General features: G+C 53.7%; 3 protein-coding genes. All 3 read left to right on the forward strand.

The genetic code is table 11. From position 1 onward, the window contains the following. The first annotated feature begins 664 nt into the window (after positions 1-664). Positions 665-1,948, forward strand: coding sequence for a diaminobutyrate--2-oxoglutarate transaminase (ectB, locus tag MKY28_RS30000; protein ID WP_340937766.1), 1,284 nt, complete (start codon positions 665-667; stop codon positions 1,946-1,948). Between the two features lie 440 nt (positions 1,949-2,388). Beyond that, the gene (locus tag MKY28_RS30005; protein ID WP_340937767.1) at positions 2,389-2,511 is read left to right on the forward strand and encodes a hypothetical protein; all 123 of its coding nucleotides are present in this window, start codon (positions 2,389-2,391) and stop codon (positions 2,509-2,511) included. Positions 2,512-2,637: 126 nt separating this feature from the next. After that, on the forward strand, positions 2,638-17,700 hold the full coding sequence (locus MKY28_RS30010; protein ID WP_340937769.1) for an amino acid adenylation domain-containing protein: 15,063 nt from the start codon (positions 2,638-2,640) through the stop codon (positions 17,698-17,700). The last annotated feature ends 91 nt before the right edge of the window (positions 17,701-17,791 follow it).

The following is a 17,791-nucleotide window of genomic DNA, read 5'->3' on the forward strand; positions in this document are numbered from 1 at the left end:
AACCTCACCTACGGTTTGACGAGGAGGAGCAGAATATATTTACCCTTTACTCTAACAGAGGCGTAGAGAAGAAGGCGTGATACAAAACGATGTCGGCTACCATCCGTGCGGACGCTGTGACCAGTTTCCAGCCAGGCTTTCAGAAATTGGTCAGGTAATCATATTGAAAATTACAAAGTGCAAGGAATCGGAACACCGGCAAAGAATATTTAAAGGGAATATATACCAAATTTACCTGTTAAATGACTGAATGTCAACACTCGTCGAATTCCTTGATTGATGTCAAATCATGCCCAACGTTTCTTTCCATTCACTATTTTTAACGAATAATGTTAACACATAATGTTTTATGAACCAAATTTAACAATATAATTACTATATTTAACAAAAATTTCACTATACATTCTTGTAAATTTTGATATAATTCAACCTAGGTCTTATTCCCTATTATTCTAATAAATGGAATTGTAGGGTTTTTTATACCCATCCAAGCTGTGTGCGAGAGACCAGTATACTGGCTTACCAACAAGCCGGCATGTGGGGACCAACAATTGTGGAAAATGACAGCCTAGAATATGTTGCTCCATGACGTCAGAAGGTTTAGAAAGGAAGGTTCGGAAAGATAGAGCCAACCTTATCCCAATTCCGATGGAGGATGAAGCGAGTGAGCATTTTTGAAAAGCTGGAATCCAACGTAAGATCTTACTGCAGAAGCTTTCCGGTGGTATTCGACCGGGCCAAGGGAGACCTTTTATATTGTGAGGACGGAAGAGCATATATTGATTTCTTTGCAGGTGCCGGGGCACTCAATTACGGCCATAACAACGATTATATTAAAGACCGGGTTCTCGATTACTTGACCTCCGACCGGATTATGCACGGTCTGGATATGTATACAATGGCCAAGCGTGAATTCATCCAGAGCTTCTCCGAGCGGATCCTGGAGCCGAAGAAGCTAAATTACAAGCTTCAATTCTGCGGTCCAACAGGGACGAATGCGGTGGAAGCGGCCCTGAAGCTCGCACGCAAGGCGAAGAAGAGAAGTGGAATATTCGCATTCATGGGTGGCTTCCACGGCATGTCGCTCGGCAGTCTGTCGGCGACAAGCTCCAAGTCCATGAGAGAAGGGGCGGGGCTTCCTCTGGACGGAGTTACGTTCATGCCGCACCCGAGCGGGGCTTTCGCAGAAATGGATACGCTCGGTTATATCGAGAATATCCTGACTGATTCGCACTCTGGAATCGATAAGCCGGCCGCGATCCTGCTTGAAACGGTACAAGCCGAAGGCGGAATTCACGTTGTCGACGCACAGTGGCTACGTGAGCTGCAGCAGCTTTGCCGCAGGCACGATATTCTGCTCATTACAGACGAGATTCAAGTAGGATGCGGCCGGACAGGCGAATTCTTCTCCTTCGAACGTGCGGGGATCGAGCCGGATCTCATTACCCTGTCGAAGTCGATCAGCGGGTACGGCCTGCCAATGTCCCTCCTGCTGCTGAAGCCCGAACTGGATATCTGGACACCGGGCGAGCACAACGGCACCTTCCGCGGCAACCAGCTGGCTTTTGTGGCCGCGAAGGCTGCTCTCGAGTTCCGGGACAGAACCGAACTGGAAGCTCAGGTGAAGCAGAAGGAAGAGTATGTGCGCTCGTTCCTTGATCAAGAAATCAAGCCTCTGCATCCGTCCATCGCCATCCGCGGACTCGGCCTGATCTGGGGCATTGACGTCTCGGGGTTCATGGATGAAGCCGGGGCGAAGCGGGTGACGGATATCAGCTTCGAGAACGGGCTCATCATTGAAAGAGCCGGCAGAGGAGACTGTGTACTGAAGATCATGCCTCCGCTGACCGTCTCGATGGAGCATTTGGCCGCCGGCTGTGAGATTATCAAGTCCAGTATGCAGCGGGTGATCTCTCAGGAGACCAAGGATTTGTTAGTAACGACCTAAGCTTGGCCAAGCCGATGGCCGCCCCCGGCAAGAGGCATGAAAGTGCCTTCCGGAGGGTGTGCGGACTTGATGTTAAGGTAGCGCTTTCACCTAAGTGGAAGGCTTTCTCCTTATGCTCCTGCGGTAACGTCAATCAGCATGGAATTCTCCGCAATCCAAGGGCAGTCCCGTTCGTGCCATACGGAGCATTCCTTGAGTCTCATGCAGTGCCCTCGTTAAATTTAATCGTCAAAAAAAGCTCACTACCCCGCAGCCGAATCTTTACTTATCCACACCAGGGCTGTGGGGGAATAATCAAATCGTACATAGAGTGTATCAATACCCCTTAAACATAGGCTTCGTCAAAGGCAGCTCGGGTACCAAATCAGGAGGTACGGTCGACTTCCTGCTGGACGGCCGGAACCCTGCGGCAAGCCTTACATCGACAGGAGGAACATTCCTTGTCGTCTATCCCCAAATCCAATTCCGAACCCCAAGTTAAACCAAATCCCGTCTTCGGGTGGCTCGTCCGCAGCAATCATATTGAAGCAGAGGAGTCCGAAGCAGCCGCATCTCTTGCGTAGAACGATGTTTGTTGTCCTTTACGCACGGGAGCCGAGCGGTACAGCTGCTAGGCAGAGGATTGCCGCATGCGATCTACCGGGCAATCGAAGCGGTGACGTTGCGCAAGCCATTGATATTGTTGTCAGATGTTTGAAAAAGAGAGGAGCGAGGCTGGAGCGTTGCTTCGGCATATGCTCCGCCGGATTGCTTTTACCGATGAAGAGAGGGGAACGATCCAGATGGCTTTTGAAAAAGAAACGTTGTTTTGGAACGAAAAATTCGGTAGTGACGATTATACCTTGACGCGGTTGCCTTACAGCAAAGCTCCAAACTCCCTGGTGCCCAATGTTAAAACCGTTGGCGGTTCGCTTTCGGAGGAAGCGGCGCAGCGCGTCCTTCAAATGAGCAAGGGTGCTCCGCTGGCTGCTTTTATGATTTTGCTCGCCGGTGTTCAGGCACTCTTGCATAAATATACAGGAGCTTCAGACATTCTGGTCGGCATGCCGGTTGTGCCGAAAAAGGGGGAGACGCATCGATCCGTTAATCATACGGTCATTTTGAAAAACTCGCTTTCGGTGGGGGCAACTTTTAAAACGCTTCTGAGCGAACTGAGGACTTCCTTGCCGGAAGCCATTCAGCATCAACATATTCCGTTCTTGAAAATGACGGAGAAGCTGGATCTGCAATATGCAGAAGGTATACCCTTCGTCCATACGCTAGTATCCCTTAAGGAGCTGCATCTGGACGAAATTGGGCAAAACGTGGTCACAGACTGTTCATTTGAATTCAGTTTAGCCAACGGGACGATACAGCTAGCGCTGTCATATAACGAGCACTTATATGACTCCGAGTTCATGAATCGGGTAGTCGGCCATCTGAATCGCCTGCTGTCCGTGGGGCTTCATGAGCTGGAGCTGGACATCGTGCGAGCGGACATGCTGTCGGAGGACGAAAAATTTCAATTAATACAAAGCTTCAACGATACCGAGAAGGACTATCCTCGTGATCGGACGATTCATCAGCTTGTGGAGGAGCAAGCGAAGCGTGTACCCGAGGCGACTGCGGTTGTTTTTGAGGGGCAGCGGCTTTCATACGCAGAGTTGAACGAACGGGCAAACCAGCTGGCGCGTACGCTACGATCGGTCGGTGTGCTGCCCAATCAGTTGGTAGGCTTGATGGTTAGGAGATCGCTGGAGACGGTCATTGGCATTTTGGCGGTTCTGAAAGCTGGCGGTGCCTACGTGCCGATCGACCCGGAGTACCCGGAAGAACGTATTCGCTACATTCTAGAGAACTCGAACGCGCAGCTGCTGCTGACTCAAAGAGAGCTGTTACAGCAGGTCCCGTTCGAAGGGACCGTATTGGCGCTAGATGACAAGCAGGCCTATAGCGACGATGGCTCGAACCTGGAGGCGGCCAGTGGTCCACATGATCTTGCTTATGTCATTTATACGTCAGGTACAACGGGCAAACCCAAAGGGGTCATGCTGGAGCATCGTGGTTTGGTCAGCTTGAAGTTGATGTTCGCAGACAGGCTGGGCATTACGGAGCATGACCGGATCGTTCAATTTGCGAGCTTGTCCTTCGACGCATCCTGCTGGGAGGTTTTCAAAGCACTCTATTTTGGCGCGGCTTTGTACATCCCGACGGCCGAAACAATTCTCGACAATCGTCTGTTTGAGAGTTATATGAACGAGCATGCGATTACGGCGGCGATTTTGCCTCCGACGTACAGCGCTCATTTGAACCCGGACCGTCTTCCCAGCTTAACAAAGCTTGTAACGGGAGGTTCGGCGGTATCGGCCGAATTCGTGCAGCAGTGGAAAGCGAAGGTTCACTATTTCAATGCTTACGGCCCTACCGAAGCTTCGATTGTTACGACGCTTTGGGATGCGGATGAGCAGCAGCCAGAGCGCAGAGTCATTCCGATTGGGCGCCCGCTGTCTAATCATCAGATTTTCATTTTGGATGCCCACCTGCAACTTGTGCCTCCGGGAGTGGACGGCGAGCTGTGCGTGGCAGGCGTGGGACTTGCGAGAGGTTACCTGAACCAACCGGAGCTGACGGCAGAGAAGTTCGTGGAACATCCGTTTGCGCCGGGAGAACGCCTTTATCGGACAGGAGATCTCGCCCGCTGGCTGCCGGACGGTAATATGGAGTACTTGGGCCGGATCGACCATCAGGTGAAAATCCGTGGATTCCGAATCGAGGTCGGTGAGATTGAAGAGCAGCTTCTGAAGATCGACTCGGTGCAGGAGACGATTGTGATTGCGCGGGAAGGCAAAAGCGGGCAAGAACTGTGCGCTTACCTGGTCGCTAGTCTCCCTCTTACGCTTGGCGAGCTGAGAAGCGCGCTGGCGCAAAAATTGCCGAATTACATGATTCCGGCACATTTTGTTCAGCTTCCGCAGATGCCGCTCACCCCGAACGACAAAATCGACCGCAAGGCTTTGCCTGCCCCGGAAGGAAACGCACTGACCGGCGGCGAGTACGTAGCTCCACGCAATGAAGCCGAGCGGACGCTTGCCGATGTGTGGCAGGCGGTATTGAACGCCGATCGTGTTGGGGTAACGGATCATTTCTTCGAGCTGGGCGGAGACTCGATCAAGTCCATTCAAGTATCTTCGCGGCTTCATCAAGCCGGGTACAAGCTGGAAATTCGGGATTTGTTCAAATATCCGACGATCTCACAGCTTAGCCTGCATGTGATACCGATCGGACGTACCATCGATCAAGGCGAAATTACGGGTGAAACGGCCCTGACGCCGATTCAGCATTGGTTTTTCGAGAGCTCCTTCGCGGACCCGCATCATTTCAACCAGTCGGTGATGTTTTACCGGAAGGATCGGTTCAACGAAGAGACAGTGTATCAGGTGCTGCAAAAGCTGGCCGAGCATCATGACGCCTTGCGTATGGTGTTCTGCAAGACGGAACAAGGGTTTAGTGCGTTAACCCGAGCTATTCAGGATGGTGGGCTGTTCACGCTGGACGTGTTCGACTTTAAGGATGCGGAGAATCCCACGCAGGCTGTGGAAGCGAAGGCAACGGACATTCAAGCAGGCATCGATCTGGAGAACGGGCCTCTCATGAAGGCGGGACTGTTCCAGTGCGAGGATGGAGATCATTTGCTGCTCGCGGTTCATCATGCCGTGGTAGACGGCGTGTCTTGGCGCATTTTGATGGAGGATTTCGCTCTAGGTTACGAGCAGATTGGCAAAAGCGAAGAAATTCGTTTCCCGTCGAAAACAGATGCGTACCGCACTTGGTCCGAGCAGCTGGTTGCTTACGCGCAAAGCCCGGAGATGGCAAAAGAGCGGGCCTATTGGCAGGCTGTTGAACAAATGGCGGTTCTGGCCATGCCGAAGGATATGGAGGCGGACGTTACGACGCAGCAGGACAGCGAATCGCTGTTTGTCCGTTTGGCTCCCGAAGAAACGGAGCTGCTACTGAAGCGGGTTCACCGTGCCTTCAACACCGAAATGAATGATATTTTGGTAACGGCGCTCGGCATAGCCTTACGCAAATGGACGGGGCACGAACGGGTGCGGATCAATCTCGAAGGACACGGACGTGAATCGATCGGAACGGATATCGATATCACGCGTACAGTCGGCTGGTTTACGACCAAGTTTCCGGTCGTCCTAGAGCCGGAAACTGACCGGGATTTGACCTATCAGATTAAACAGGTCAAGGAAAACTTGCGCCGCATTCCGAACAAGGGGCTTGGGTACGGCATATGCCGCTATCTTTCTAAATCGGAGGAAGGCTTGGTTTGGGGCGCAGAGCCGGAAATTAATTTTAACTACCTCGGCCAGTTCGACGATGATGTCAACCAGGGCGAGATCGGCATATCTTCTTATTCCAGTGGCAGCCCGGCTAGCGACCGGCAGGCCCGCAGCTTTGTGCTGGATATCAACGGTATGGTGCTGGACGGTGCTTTATCGCTCGATCTCAGCTACAGCCGGAAGCAGTATCGGAAGGAAACGATGGAAGCCTTCGCTCAGCGGCTTGAGCAAAGTCTCCGAGAGCTCATTACCCACTGCGCAGGCAAAGAGAACACCGAAATGACGCCAAGCGACGTGCAATTTAAAGGGTTGACCATCACAGAATTGGAGCAAATCGCCCAGCGCTCGAGTCATCTCGGGGAAATCGAAAATATTTACTCGCTGACGCCGATGCAAAAGGGTATGTGGTTCCACAGCGCGCTTGACCGGCAAACGGCAGCTTACTTTGAGCAGACGCGGTTTACGATGCGGGGAGCGCTCGACGTCCAGCTTTTTGAGAGGAGCTGGATGGAGCTTGCAAAACGTCATCTGGTGCTGCGGGCGAATTTTGTGAATGGACCAGCGGGCGAGCCGCTGCAAATCATATACCGCGATAAGCCAGTCGGCTTTGAATATGAAGAGCTGCTTCATTTGCAGGTACATGAGAAACAAGCTTACTTGGATGAAAAGGCCGAGGAGGACAAGCTTCGTGGCTTCGACATGGAACATGATGCGCTCGTTCGGTTTACGATTCTGCGCACCGAAGAGCAAAGTTATCACGTTCTGTGGAGTTTCCAGCATATTTTAATGGACGGCTGGTGCCTGGCTCAGCTGACGCAGGAGTTGTTTGAGATATACTCGGCCCTGACCTCTGGGAAGCAGCCAGCGGGAGGTAAAGGATCGGATTATGGCGATTATATCGAATGGTTGGAGAAACAGGACGATCAGGCGGCATCCGGCTATTGGACGGCGTTCCTGGCAGGCTACGAAGGGCAAACCGTACTTCCGGGGCAAAAGGAACCAGCGCCGAGCGGCAGATTTACAGCTGATCACGTCACCGCCGAACTAGGCAAGGACTTGAGCAAACGGATGGACCGGGTGGCGAAACAGCACCTGGTTACAGTCAATACGCTGCTGCAAGCCGTTTGGGGCGTGATGCTGCAAAAATATAACGGAACAAACGATGCCGTATTCGGCAGTGTCGTTGCCGGAAGACCGGCGGAAATCCCGGGCATTGAGTCTATGATCGGGCTGTTCATCAATACGGTGCCGGTCCGCGTCAATAGCGAAGTGGACACCGTGTTCGCCGACCTGATGGCGAAGCTCCAAGAGAGGGCGCTGGATTCCGGGCGATATGATTACTATCCGCTGTATGAAATTCAAGCGCGTAGCGTGCAAAAGCAGAATCTGATCAACCATATCATCGCTTTCGAGAACTATCCGGTGGACGAGCAGATGGAGCAGGCGGGGGACCAGCAGCACGGCGGCCTGACAATTGCTGACGTTCAGATGGAGGAGCAGACGAACTATAACTTCAACGTGACTGTGATGCCGGGAGCCGAGATCGAAATTCGATTCGACTTTAACGCCGAAGTGTTCGATAAAGACAGCATCGAGCGGCTCAAGGGGCATCTCGTGCATCTGCTGGAGCAGGTAACGGATAACCCAGAAATTACTGTGGGCGAGCTGGAACTTGTGACGGAGGCAGAAAAGGCCGACCTTCTCGGACGTTTTAACGACACCACGACGGAATTTCCGCGCGGGCAGACGCTCATTCAATTGTTCGAAGAGCAGGCGGAGTACATCCCGGATGCAGCCGCCATCTCCATGAATGAGCAAGAGATGACTTACCGGGAGCTGAACGAACGTGTCAACCGCCTTGCCCGTACCTTGCGCAACCACGGGATATCCCAAGGACGTCTGGTCGCCATTATGGCTGAGCGTTCCATCGAAATGGTTATAGGTATACTGGCAGCACACAAAGCCGGAGCCGCTTACGTACCGATTGACCCGGAATATCCAGAGGAGCGTATCCGTTTCTTGATAGAGGATTCAGGAGCGCAGGTCATGCTGACACAAAGCCGCTTGCGCGAGCGACTGGCGGGTTTGGACTCGTTGATCTTACTGGATGACGAGTCCTTCTATCACGAGGACGGAACAAACCTAAATCAAGGGATTGAAGCGACAGATCTGGCCTGCGTGATCTATACGTCAGGCACGACGGGCAAGCCAAAAGGCAACCTTGTTTCGCACCGCAACATCGTGCGCGTTGTGCAAAATACAAATTATATCGACATCACCAATCGCGATCATGTCCTCCAGCTTTCGAGCTATTCGTTCGACGGAGCGATTTTCGATATTTTTGGTGCTTTGACCAACGGGGCGCGGCTGGTGCTGGTTCCCCGCGAGACGTTGCTGGAAATTGGTCTACTGGCGGATCTCATCCAGCGCCAGCGCATATCGGTCATGTTTATTACGACGGCTTTCTTCAACGTGCTTGTAGATGTGAACGTCCATTGTTTTCGGGATGTCCGGGCGATTTTGTTTGGAGGAGAGCGTGTCTCGGTTGGTCATGTACGTAAAGCACTCGCCCATCTTGGAGCGGGTAGGCTCAACCATGTGTACGGACCGACGGAAAGCACGATATTTACCACGTACCTTCCGGTCGACTTCGTTGATGAGTCGGCGCTTACCGTTCCTATCGGACGACCAATCAGCAATACGACGGTGTATATCGTCGACAGCCGGAATAAGCTGCTGCCGATCGGCGTGGTCGGGGAGCTATGTGTCGGTGGAGAAGGTTTGGTACGGGGCTACAATAACCGGCCGGAACTGACGGCGGAGAAATTTGTGCACAATCCTTTTACGTCAGGAGAGCGCATGTACCGGACGGGGGATTTGGCGAAATGGCTACCGGACGGCACGATTGAATATGTGGGACGAACGGACGACCAAGTGAAAATCCGTGGCTTCCGCATAGAGCTGGGCGAGATCGAAGCTCAGCTTCAGAAAGTGGAGGGAATTCGGAAAACGACAGTATTCGCGCGGGAAAACGTGTCCGGCGAAAAGCAGCTTTGCGCCTATTATGAAGCGGACTGTGAGCTTCCGGCGGCCGAGCTGAAGAGCATGCTGTCTCAGGAACTGCCGACCTATATGATCCCGGCGTACCTGATCCAGTTGGAGCGTCTCCCGCTGACGACGAACGGCAAGGTAGACCGCCGTTCCCTCCCGGCGCCGGAGGAGAGCTTGCAACCGGGCGAAGGACATACTCTGCCTAGGACTCCGCTCGAAGCCAGCTTGGCTGAAATTTGGAAAAGTGTGCTTGGATTGGAGCACATCGGGGTTCATGACAACTTCTTTGACTTGGGCGGCCATTCCCTGCGGGCAACGACTCTGGTGAGCAAGGTGCATCAGGAGTTGAACGTCGAGTTGCCTCTGCGCGACGTATTCCGCTACTCAACGATCGAACAGATGGCTCTCGCCCTCTCCCGGATTGAACAGCAGTTGTTCTCGGCGATTCCGATGGCAGATGAAAGAGCGTATTATCCACTTTCCTCAGCTCAGAAGCGGTTGTTTATCCTGAATCAGATGGAAGGAGCCGATCAGAGCTACAACATGCCGGGTGTGCTGCTGCTCGAAGGATCGATTGATCATAGCCTGCTGGAGAAAGCTTTCCGCGGACTGATCCAACGTCATGAAACGTTGAGAACCGGATTTGAGGTCGTGCAAGGCGAAGCGGTACAGCGTATTTACGAGAGCGTTGATTTTTCCGTCGTGTGTCGACATGCGAACGAGGAAGAAGCGTCTGCAGTCGTGCAGGCTTTTATCCGACCTTTCGACTTGGCGAAGCCACCGTTACTGCGTGCCGAGCTCGTAGAGCTGGCAGCCGATCGTTATTTACTGATGTTTGACATGCACCATATCATCTCCGACGGGGTTTCGATGGATGTGTTCGTTGAGGAACTCGTTCGTCTGTATGGCGGTGAGTCATTAGAGCCTTTGCACATTCAGTACAAGGACTATGCGGTATGGCAGCAATCGGACGAGCAAAAAATTCAATTGAAACGCGAGGAAGCTTACTGGCTGGACCGTTACCGGGGCGAGCTGCCGGTTCTGGAAATGCCAACGGACTATCCGCGTCCTGCTGTACAGAGCTATGAGGGACATACGCTGACGTCCTTCGTGGACGAGGCAACGAACGAAGGCTTGAAACAGCTGGCCGCTCAAAGAGGAACGACGCTATATATGGTGTTGCTTGCCGCATATACCGTGCTTTTGCATAAATACACAGGTCAGGATGATTTGATCGTCGGAACGTCGATTGCGGGCAGAACGCATGGCGACACGCAGCCTTTGATCGGAATGTTCGTCAACACGCTGGCGATCCGCAATTATCCGGCTTCGGAGAAGACCTTCCTGCCGTATTTGGAAGAAGTGAAAGAAACGACTTTAGGTGCTTACGAGCATCAGAATTATCCGTTCGAAGAACTCGTCGATAAAGTGCAGGTTAGCCGGGATTTGAGCCGCAACCCGCTGTTTGACACGATGTTCTCCCTGCAAAACCTGGAAGAGTCAGAGTTTGAGCTGGAAGGGCTGAAATTGTCCCCGTACCCTAGCGAATATGGTATGGCCAAGTTCGATCTGAGTGTGGATGTTACGGAAGAAAATGGCGGACTGGAGTGCAACTTTGAATTCGCAACGGCTCTTTATAAAGAAAGCACAATCCGGCGGCTGTCGATTCATTTTGGACATTTGCTTGCGGCGATCGTAAGCCGTCCAGATGCAAAGATTGCCGAGCTGGACTTGCTGACGGCAGATGAAAAAGAGCAAATTCTCGGCGTGTTCCACCCGACGCAATCGGAAGTGGCTCCTGTGGCCGCGTTCCACCGACTGTTCGAGGAACAGGCGGAGAGCACTCCGGAAGCAGAAGCCGTTGTCTACGAGAACGATCGGCTGACGTATGCGGAGCTGAACGAGCGGGCCAATCGCTTGGCGACAACGCTGCGTGCAAGTGGAATCGGTCGGGAGGAGATTGTTGGCATTCTCGCCGAGCGTTCGGTCGATTTGTTGGTGGCCGTGATGGCCGTCTGGAAAGCGGGCGGGGCGTATGTACCACTTGACCCGGATTATCCGGCGGACCGCGTGCGGTTTATGCTTGAAGACAGCGGAGCGAAGGTGCTGCTGACACAAACACTGCTGAGAGAGCGTGCTGAAGCTTGGCTCAGCGAAGAGGAACTGGCACTTGCAAAGGTGTTGTACCTCGACGACGAAACGTCATACAGCGAAGAACGGGAGAATGCACCGCTTGGCTCCAGCATGGTTTCCGGTAAAGTCTCCGGCGAGCTGACGGGTGCTGTGAACAGCGATGATCCGAGTCATCTGAAGGTTGCTGGCTTGGACAGCTTCCATGAAGCTCGTCCTGAGGACCTAGCGTACGTGATCTACACGTCGGGGACAACAGGCAAGCCGAAGGGTGTAATGATTGAGCACCGCAGCTTGGTGAACACGGCAGCGGGCTACCGGCGGGAATACCGGTTGGATCAGTTCCCAGTCCGGCTACTGCAACTCGCTAGCTTCTCGTTTGACGTGTTCGTGGGTGATATCGCACGCACGTTGTATAACGGAGGCACCATGGTCATTGTACCGAAGGATGATCGGATTGATCCGTCTCGCCTGCACCACTGGATAGAGCGGGAGCAAGTGACGATCTTTGAATCAACACCAGCACTGATCTTACCGTTTATGGAATACGTGCACGAGCAAGGGGTGGAGTTGAGCGGGATGGAGCTGCTCATCACAAGCTCGGACAGCTGCAGTGTGGCGGATTACCGGACCTTGCAGGAGCGTTTTGGCTCATCGTTCCGCATTATTAACGCCTACGGCGTGACGGAAGCGGCAATTGACTCCAGTTTCTATGACGAAGAATTGAAGGAGCTGCCGCAGACAGGCCATGTGCCGATTGGCAAAGCGTGGCTGAATGCGAATTTCTACATCGTGGATGCACAACTGAACCCAGTACCGGTCGGGGTGTTGGGCGAGCTGGTTATCGGAGGAGTCGGCGTGGCACGAGGCTACTTGAACCGTCCAGAGCTGACAGAAGAGAAGTTTGTAGACAGTCCCTTCACCGCTGGTGAGCGGCTGTACCGCACAGGAGACTTGGCGCGGTGGATGGAGGACGGCAACGTGGACTTCATCGGCCGAATCGACAACCAGGCGAAAATCCGGGGCTACCGGATCGAGGCGGGTGAGATCGAGTCGCAGTTGCTGCGGGTGGAAGGTGTGCGCGAAGCGGTGGTGCTGGTTCGAAGTGATGCGAACGGTCAGAAGGCGCTGTGTGCGTATTACACGCCGGATACCGGTGCGAAGCTGTTGGTGAACGATCTGCGCAGTGCGCTGGCACAGGAGTTGCCGGGTTACATGATCCCGTCGTACTTCGTGGAGCTGGAGCGCTTGCCTCTGACACCGAACGGGAAAATAGACCGGAAGGTGCTGCCAGCGCCGGAAGGGGAAGCGGGAAGCGGAACGGAGTACGTCGCACCGCGCAATGAGCTGGAAACGAAGCTGGCGGCGATTTGGCAGGAGGTGCTGGGGCTTGCGAAGGAGATTGGTGTTCACGACAACTTCTTCGACATCGGCGGCCACTCCCTGCGAGCGACAACGTTGGTCAGCAAGATTCATAAAGAGTTGAACGTGGATCTGCCACTGCGCGACGTGTTCCGCCATTCCACGATCGAGAGCATGGCTACCACCATTTCTCGGCTGGATCAGCAGATATTTGTTTCCATTCCGGTGACGGATGTCCGAGAGGTGTACCCGCAATCTTTTGCTCAAAAACGTCTCTTTATTCTGAATCAGCTGGAAGTTGCGGAGCTTAGCTACAACATGCCGGAAGCGATGCTGCTGGAGGGTGCTTTGGACCGGGCAAGGTTCGAAGAAACGTTCCGTAAGCTCGTGGCGCGGCATGAAATGTTGCGCACCGGGTTTGAAATGGTGGATGGAGAAGCATCACAGCGGGTTTACCAGGACGTGAATTTTGCGGTGGAGTTCTATCAAGCGGATGAGCAAGAGGTCGAAGCGGTGGTTCACGGTTTCGTCCGTCCGTTTGACTTGGCTAAGCCACCGCTGTTGAGGGTAGGCCTTGTTGAGCTGGCTCCGGAACGCCATATTCTGATGTACGACATGCATCATATTATTTCTGACGGCGTTTCAATGGAAATCTTTGTTGAAGAATTCGTGCGTTTGTATGGTGGAGAGCAATTGGAGCCGCTGCGCATTCAGTACAAAGACTACACCGTTTGGCAGCATTCGCAGGAGCAGCAGGAACGGCTTCAGCATCAGGGGGCGTATTGGCTGGACATGTTCCAGGGCGAGCTTCCAGTGCTGGAAATGCCGACCGACTATCCACGTCCGGCTGTACAGAGCTACGAAGGTCAAACGCTGGAGTTTTCCTTCGACGCTTCAAAAACCGGCGGCCTGAAACAGCTGGCTTCGGAAACGGGCACGACGCTGTTTATGGTGCTGCTTGCGGCGTATAACGTGCTTTTGCATAAATATTCAGGTCAGGAAGACGTAATCGTTGGTACGCCGATTGCCGGAAGGAATCATGGAGATGTGCAGCCGTTGATCGGGATTTTCCTAAACACGCTGGCGATTCGCAGTTATCCGTCTTCGGAGAAAACATTCCTGTCATATCTGAACGAAGTCAAAGAAACAACTCTGCGTGCCTTTGAGCATCAAAACTATCCGTTCGAACAATTGGTGGACAAGGTGCAAGTCACCCGTGACTTAAGCCGTAATCCGCTGTTCGACACGATGTTTACGATGCAAAATACGGAGAACGAGCAATTTGAGCTGGAAGGGCTTCGCCTGATTCCTTATCCGAGCGTACTTGATACTGCGAAGTTTGATATCAGCTTGGATGTGGGCGAGGAGAACGGCGGCTTGGATTACAGCTTTGAATATGCGACAGCTCTTTACAAAAGGGAGACGATTGAACGGCTGGCAAAACATTACGAGCAGTTGCTCCTGACAATTGTAAACCGTCCAGATGCGAAGATTGCCGAGCTGAACTTGCTGACAGCAGAGGAAAAAGAACAAGTTCTCAATGCGTTTAATCCAGCGCAGCTAGAAGCGGCTCCTGCGGCTACGTTCCACCGTCTGTTTGAGAAACAGGCAGAGTGTACGCCGGAAGCGGAGGCCGTTGTGTATGAAAATAACCGCCTAACGTATGTGGAGCTGAACGAGCGAGCGAACCGCTTAGCGGTCACGCTGCGTGCAAGTGGCATCGGCCGGGAGTCAATCGTTGGCATTCTCGCCGAGCGGTCGGTGGACTTGCTGGTGGCCGTGATGGCCGTCTGGAAAGCCGGCGGGGCGTATGTACCCCTCGACCCGGATTATCCGGCGGACCGCGTGCGGTTTATGCTCGAAGACAGCGGAGCGAAGGTACTACTGACACAAACGCCGCTGCGAGAACGTGCCGAGGCCTGGCTCCGCGAAGAGGAGCTGGCGCTGATGTCGGTGCTGTACCTTGACGACGAAGTGTCGTACAGCGAAGATCGGGCAAATGCTCCGATGTGCTTTGATCAAGGCTCCAACATGGCTTCCAGCCGGGTCTCTGGCAAACTAACGGGGGCTGTGAACGGTGCGGATCGGAATCATCTGGATGTTGTGGATGATGTTGATGTTGATGTTGTTGGCATGGACAGCTTCCATGAAGCCCGCCCAGAGGATCTGGCGTACGTGATCTACACATCGGGAACGACGGGCAAGCCAAAAGGTGTGATGATCGAGCACCGCAGCCTGGTGAACACGGCGGCGGGTTACGGGCGGGAATACCGATTAGATCAGTTCCCGGTGCGGTTGCTGCAGCTCGCCAGCTTCTCGTTTGACGTGTTCGTGGGCGACATTGCCCGGACGCTGTACAACGGAGGCACGATGGTGATTGTGCCGAAGGACGACCGGATCGATCCTTCTCGTCTGCACTACTGGATAGTGCGGGAGCGAGTGACGATCTTCGAATCAACACCAGCACTGATTGTACCGTTTATGGAATACGTGCACGAGCAAGGGCTGGAGTTGAGCGGGATGGAGCTGTTGATTACGAGCTCGGATAGTTGCAGTGTGGCGGATTACCGCACCTTGCAGGAACGCTTCAGCTCGTCGTTCCGCATCATTAACGCTTACGGTGTGACGGAAGCGGCGATCGACTCCAGTTTCTATGACGAACCGCTGACGAAGCTGCCGCAGACAGGCCATGTGCCGATTGGCAAAGCGTGGCTGAATGCGAAATTTCACATCGTGGATGCACATCTGAACCCGGTGCCAGTCGGTGTGCTGGGCGAATTGGTTATTGGCGGAGTCGGTGTGGCGCGCGGGTACTTGAACCGTCCAGAGCTGACGGAAGAGAAGTTTGTAGACAGTCCTTTCACCGCTAGTGAGCGGCTGTACCGCACAGGAGACTTGGCGCGGTGGATGGAAGACGGCAACGTGGACTTCATCGGGCGGATCGATAACCAGGCAAAAATCCGGGGCTACCGGATCGAGACGGGTGAGATCGAGTCGCAGCTGTTGCATGTGGAAGGTGTGCGCGAAGCGGTGGTGCTGGTTCGAAGTGATGCGAATGGGCAGAAGGTGCTGTGTGCGTATTACACGCCGGATACTAGAGCGAAGCTGGCAGTGAACGATCTGCGCAGTGCCCTGGCTCAGGAGTTGCCGGGGTATATGATCCCGTCGTACTTTGTGGAGCTGGAGCGTCTGCCTCTGACACCGAACGGGAAAATAGACCGGAGGGCGCTGCCAGCGCCGGAAGGGGAAGCGGGAAGCGGAACGGAGTATGTCGCACCGCGCAATGAGCTGGAAATGAAGCTGGCGGTGATTTGGCAGGAGGTGCTGGGGCTTGCGAAGCAGATTGGCGTTCACGACAACTTCTTCGACATCGGCGGTCACTCCCTGCGGGCGACGTCACTGGCAGGCAAGGTATTTAAGGAACTAAACGTCAACCTCCCGCTGCGCGACGTATTCCGCCACTCGACGATTGCGGCGATGGCCGAGGCGATCGCCCCGATGGAACGGCGGGAGCATGAGGCCATTCCTCAAGCGGAGCAGAGAGAGTACTACCCTCTGTCCTCCGCGCAGAAACGGCTGTTCATTCAGCACACGCTGGATGGAGCAGATCAGCTTTACAACATGCCGGAACTGGTGCAGGTGGAAGGTGAGTTTGATTTAGACCGGTTGGAAGCCGCCTTGCGGAAATTGATAACACGGCATGAATCGCTGCGCACCGGTTTTGAAATGATGAAGGGCGAAGTGGTTCAGCGGATATACCCACAGGTCGATTTTGCTATCGAGCACCATCAAGCGGATACAGAGGATTCAGATCAAATCGAGCAGATCGTCCGCAACTTCGTTCGTCCGTTTGATCTCGGCCAACCGCCGCTGCTGCGCGCCGGGGTCATCGAGCTGGAGCCGCACCTGCGTATTCTCCTTTTCGATATGCACCATATCGTGTCCGACGGTGTATCGATGGCGATTGTGATGGAGGAGTTCTCGAGTTTCTACGCCGGAGAACAGCTGCCACCCCTGCGCATTCATTACAAGGATTATGCCGTTTGGCAGCAGTCGAAGGCCCACCGAGAGCGAATCGGGCGGCAGGAAGCATACTGGCTGCAAACCTTCGAAGGCGAGCTGCCCACAGCGGACCTGCCGATGGACTACGAACGGTCTGCCGTTCGTAGCTACGAAGGCGCGCATGTGGAGTTCGACGTCGAAGCTTCTCTCTCTGCGCAGTTACGCGAATTGGCTGCCGAGTGTGAAAGCACACTGTTCATGGTGCTGCTTGCGGCCTATACTGTGTTGCTGTCCAAGTACAGCGGTCAGGAGGACTTGATCGTGGGCACCCCGGTGGCTGGAAGAACTAACGCCGATTTGGAGCGGGTCATCGGCATGTTTGTTAATACGCTGGCGCTCCGTAATCGTCCGTCTGGCGACAAAACGTTCTTGTCCTACCTGGAAGAAGTGAAGGAAACGGCTTTGGGTGCTTTTGAGAACCAGGATTATCCATTCGAGGATCTCGTGGAGCGTTTGAATGTGAAGCGGGAGCCGGGCCGCTTCCCGTTGTTCGATGCCGTTTTCGACTTGCAAAATATCGAAGAACGAGACGCCGAACTGGAAGGGGTCAGCCTGAAGAATTACGAGCTTGACCATTTGGAGGAAGCGAAGTTTGATCTGACGCTGTTTATGTATGAAAACGAAGGGGCATTGAGCGGGGGCTTCTTCTACGCCACCAAGCTGTTCAAAGAAACGATGATCCGCACCTTGACTGAGGATTACCTGCGGGTACTGTCTCAAATTGCAGAAAATCCACAACTCGAGCTAAGCCGAATCGAATGTCATAAACCGGCGGCAGGCGCAAAGAGTGCCGTCGATACGATCGAATTCGCGTTCTAATAATACAAGCGCGCTCCACCGTCAACCGAAAGTGGTGAGCATCCAAGAAAGACGGCGAACAACTTGCAAGTCCGTAAATCAAGCCCGTAAA

The organism is Paenibacillus sp. FSL R5-0473 (genome assembly GCF_038004565.1).
Lineage (GTDB): Bacteria > Bacillota > Bacilli > Paenibacillales > Paenibacillaceae > Paenibacillus > Paenibacillus amylolyticus.

What these genes read in the sequence shown, in the direction of transcription:
- MKY28_RS30010 (WP_340937769.1), top strand. Translation starts at nt 2,638, where the DNA reads ATGTTTGAAAAAGAGAGGAGCGAGGCTGGAGCGTTGCTTCGGCATATG.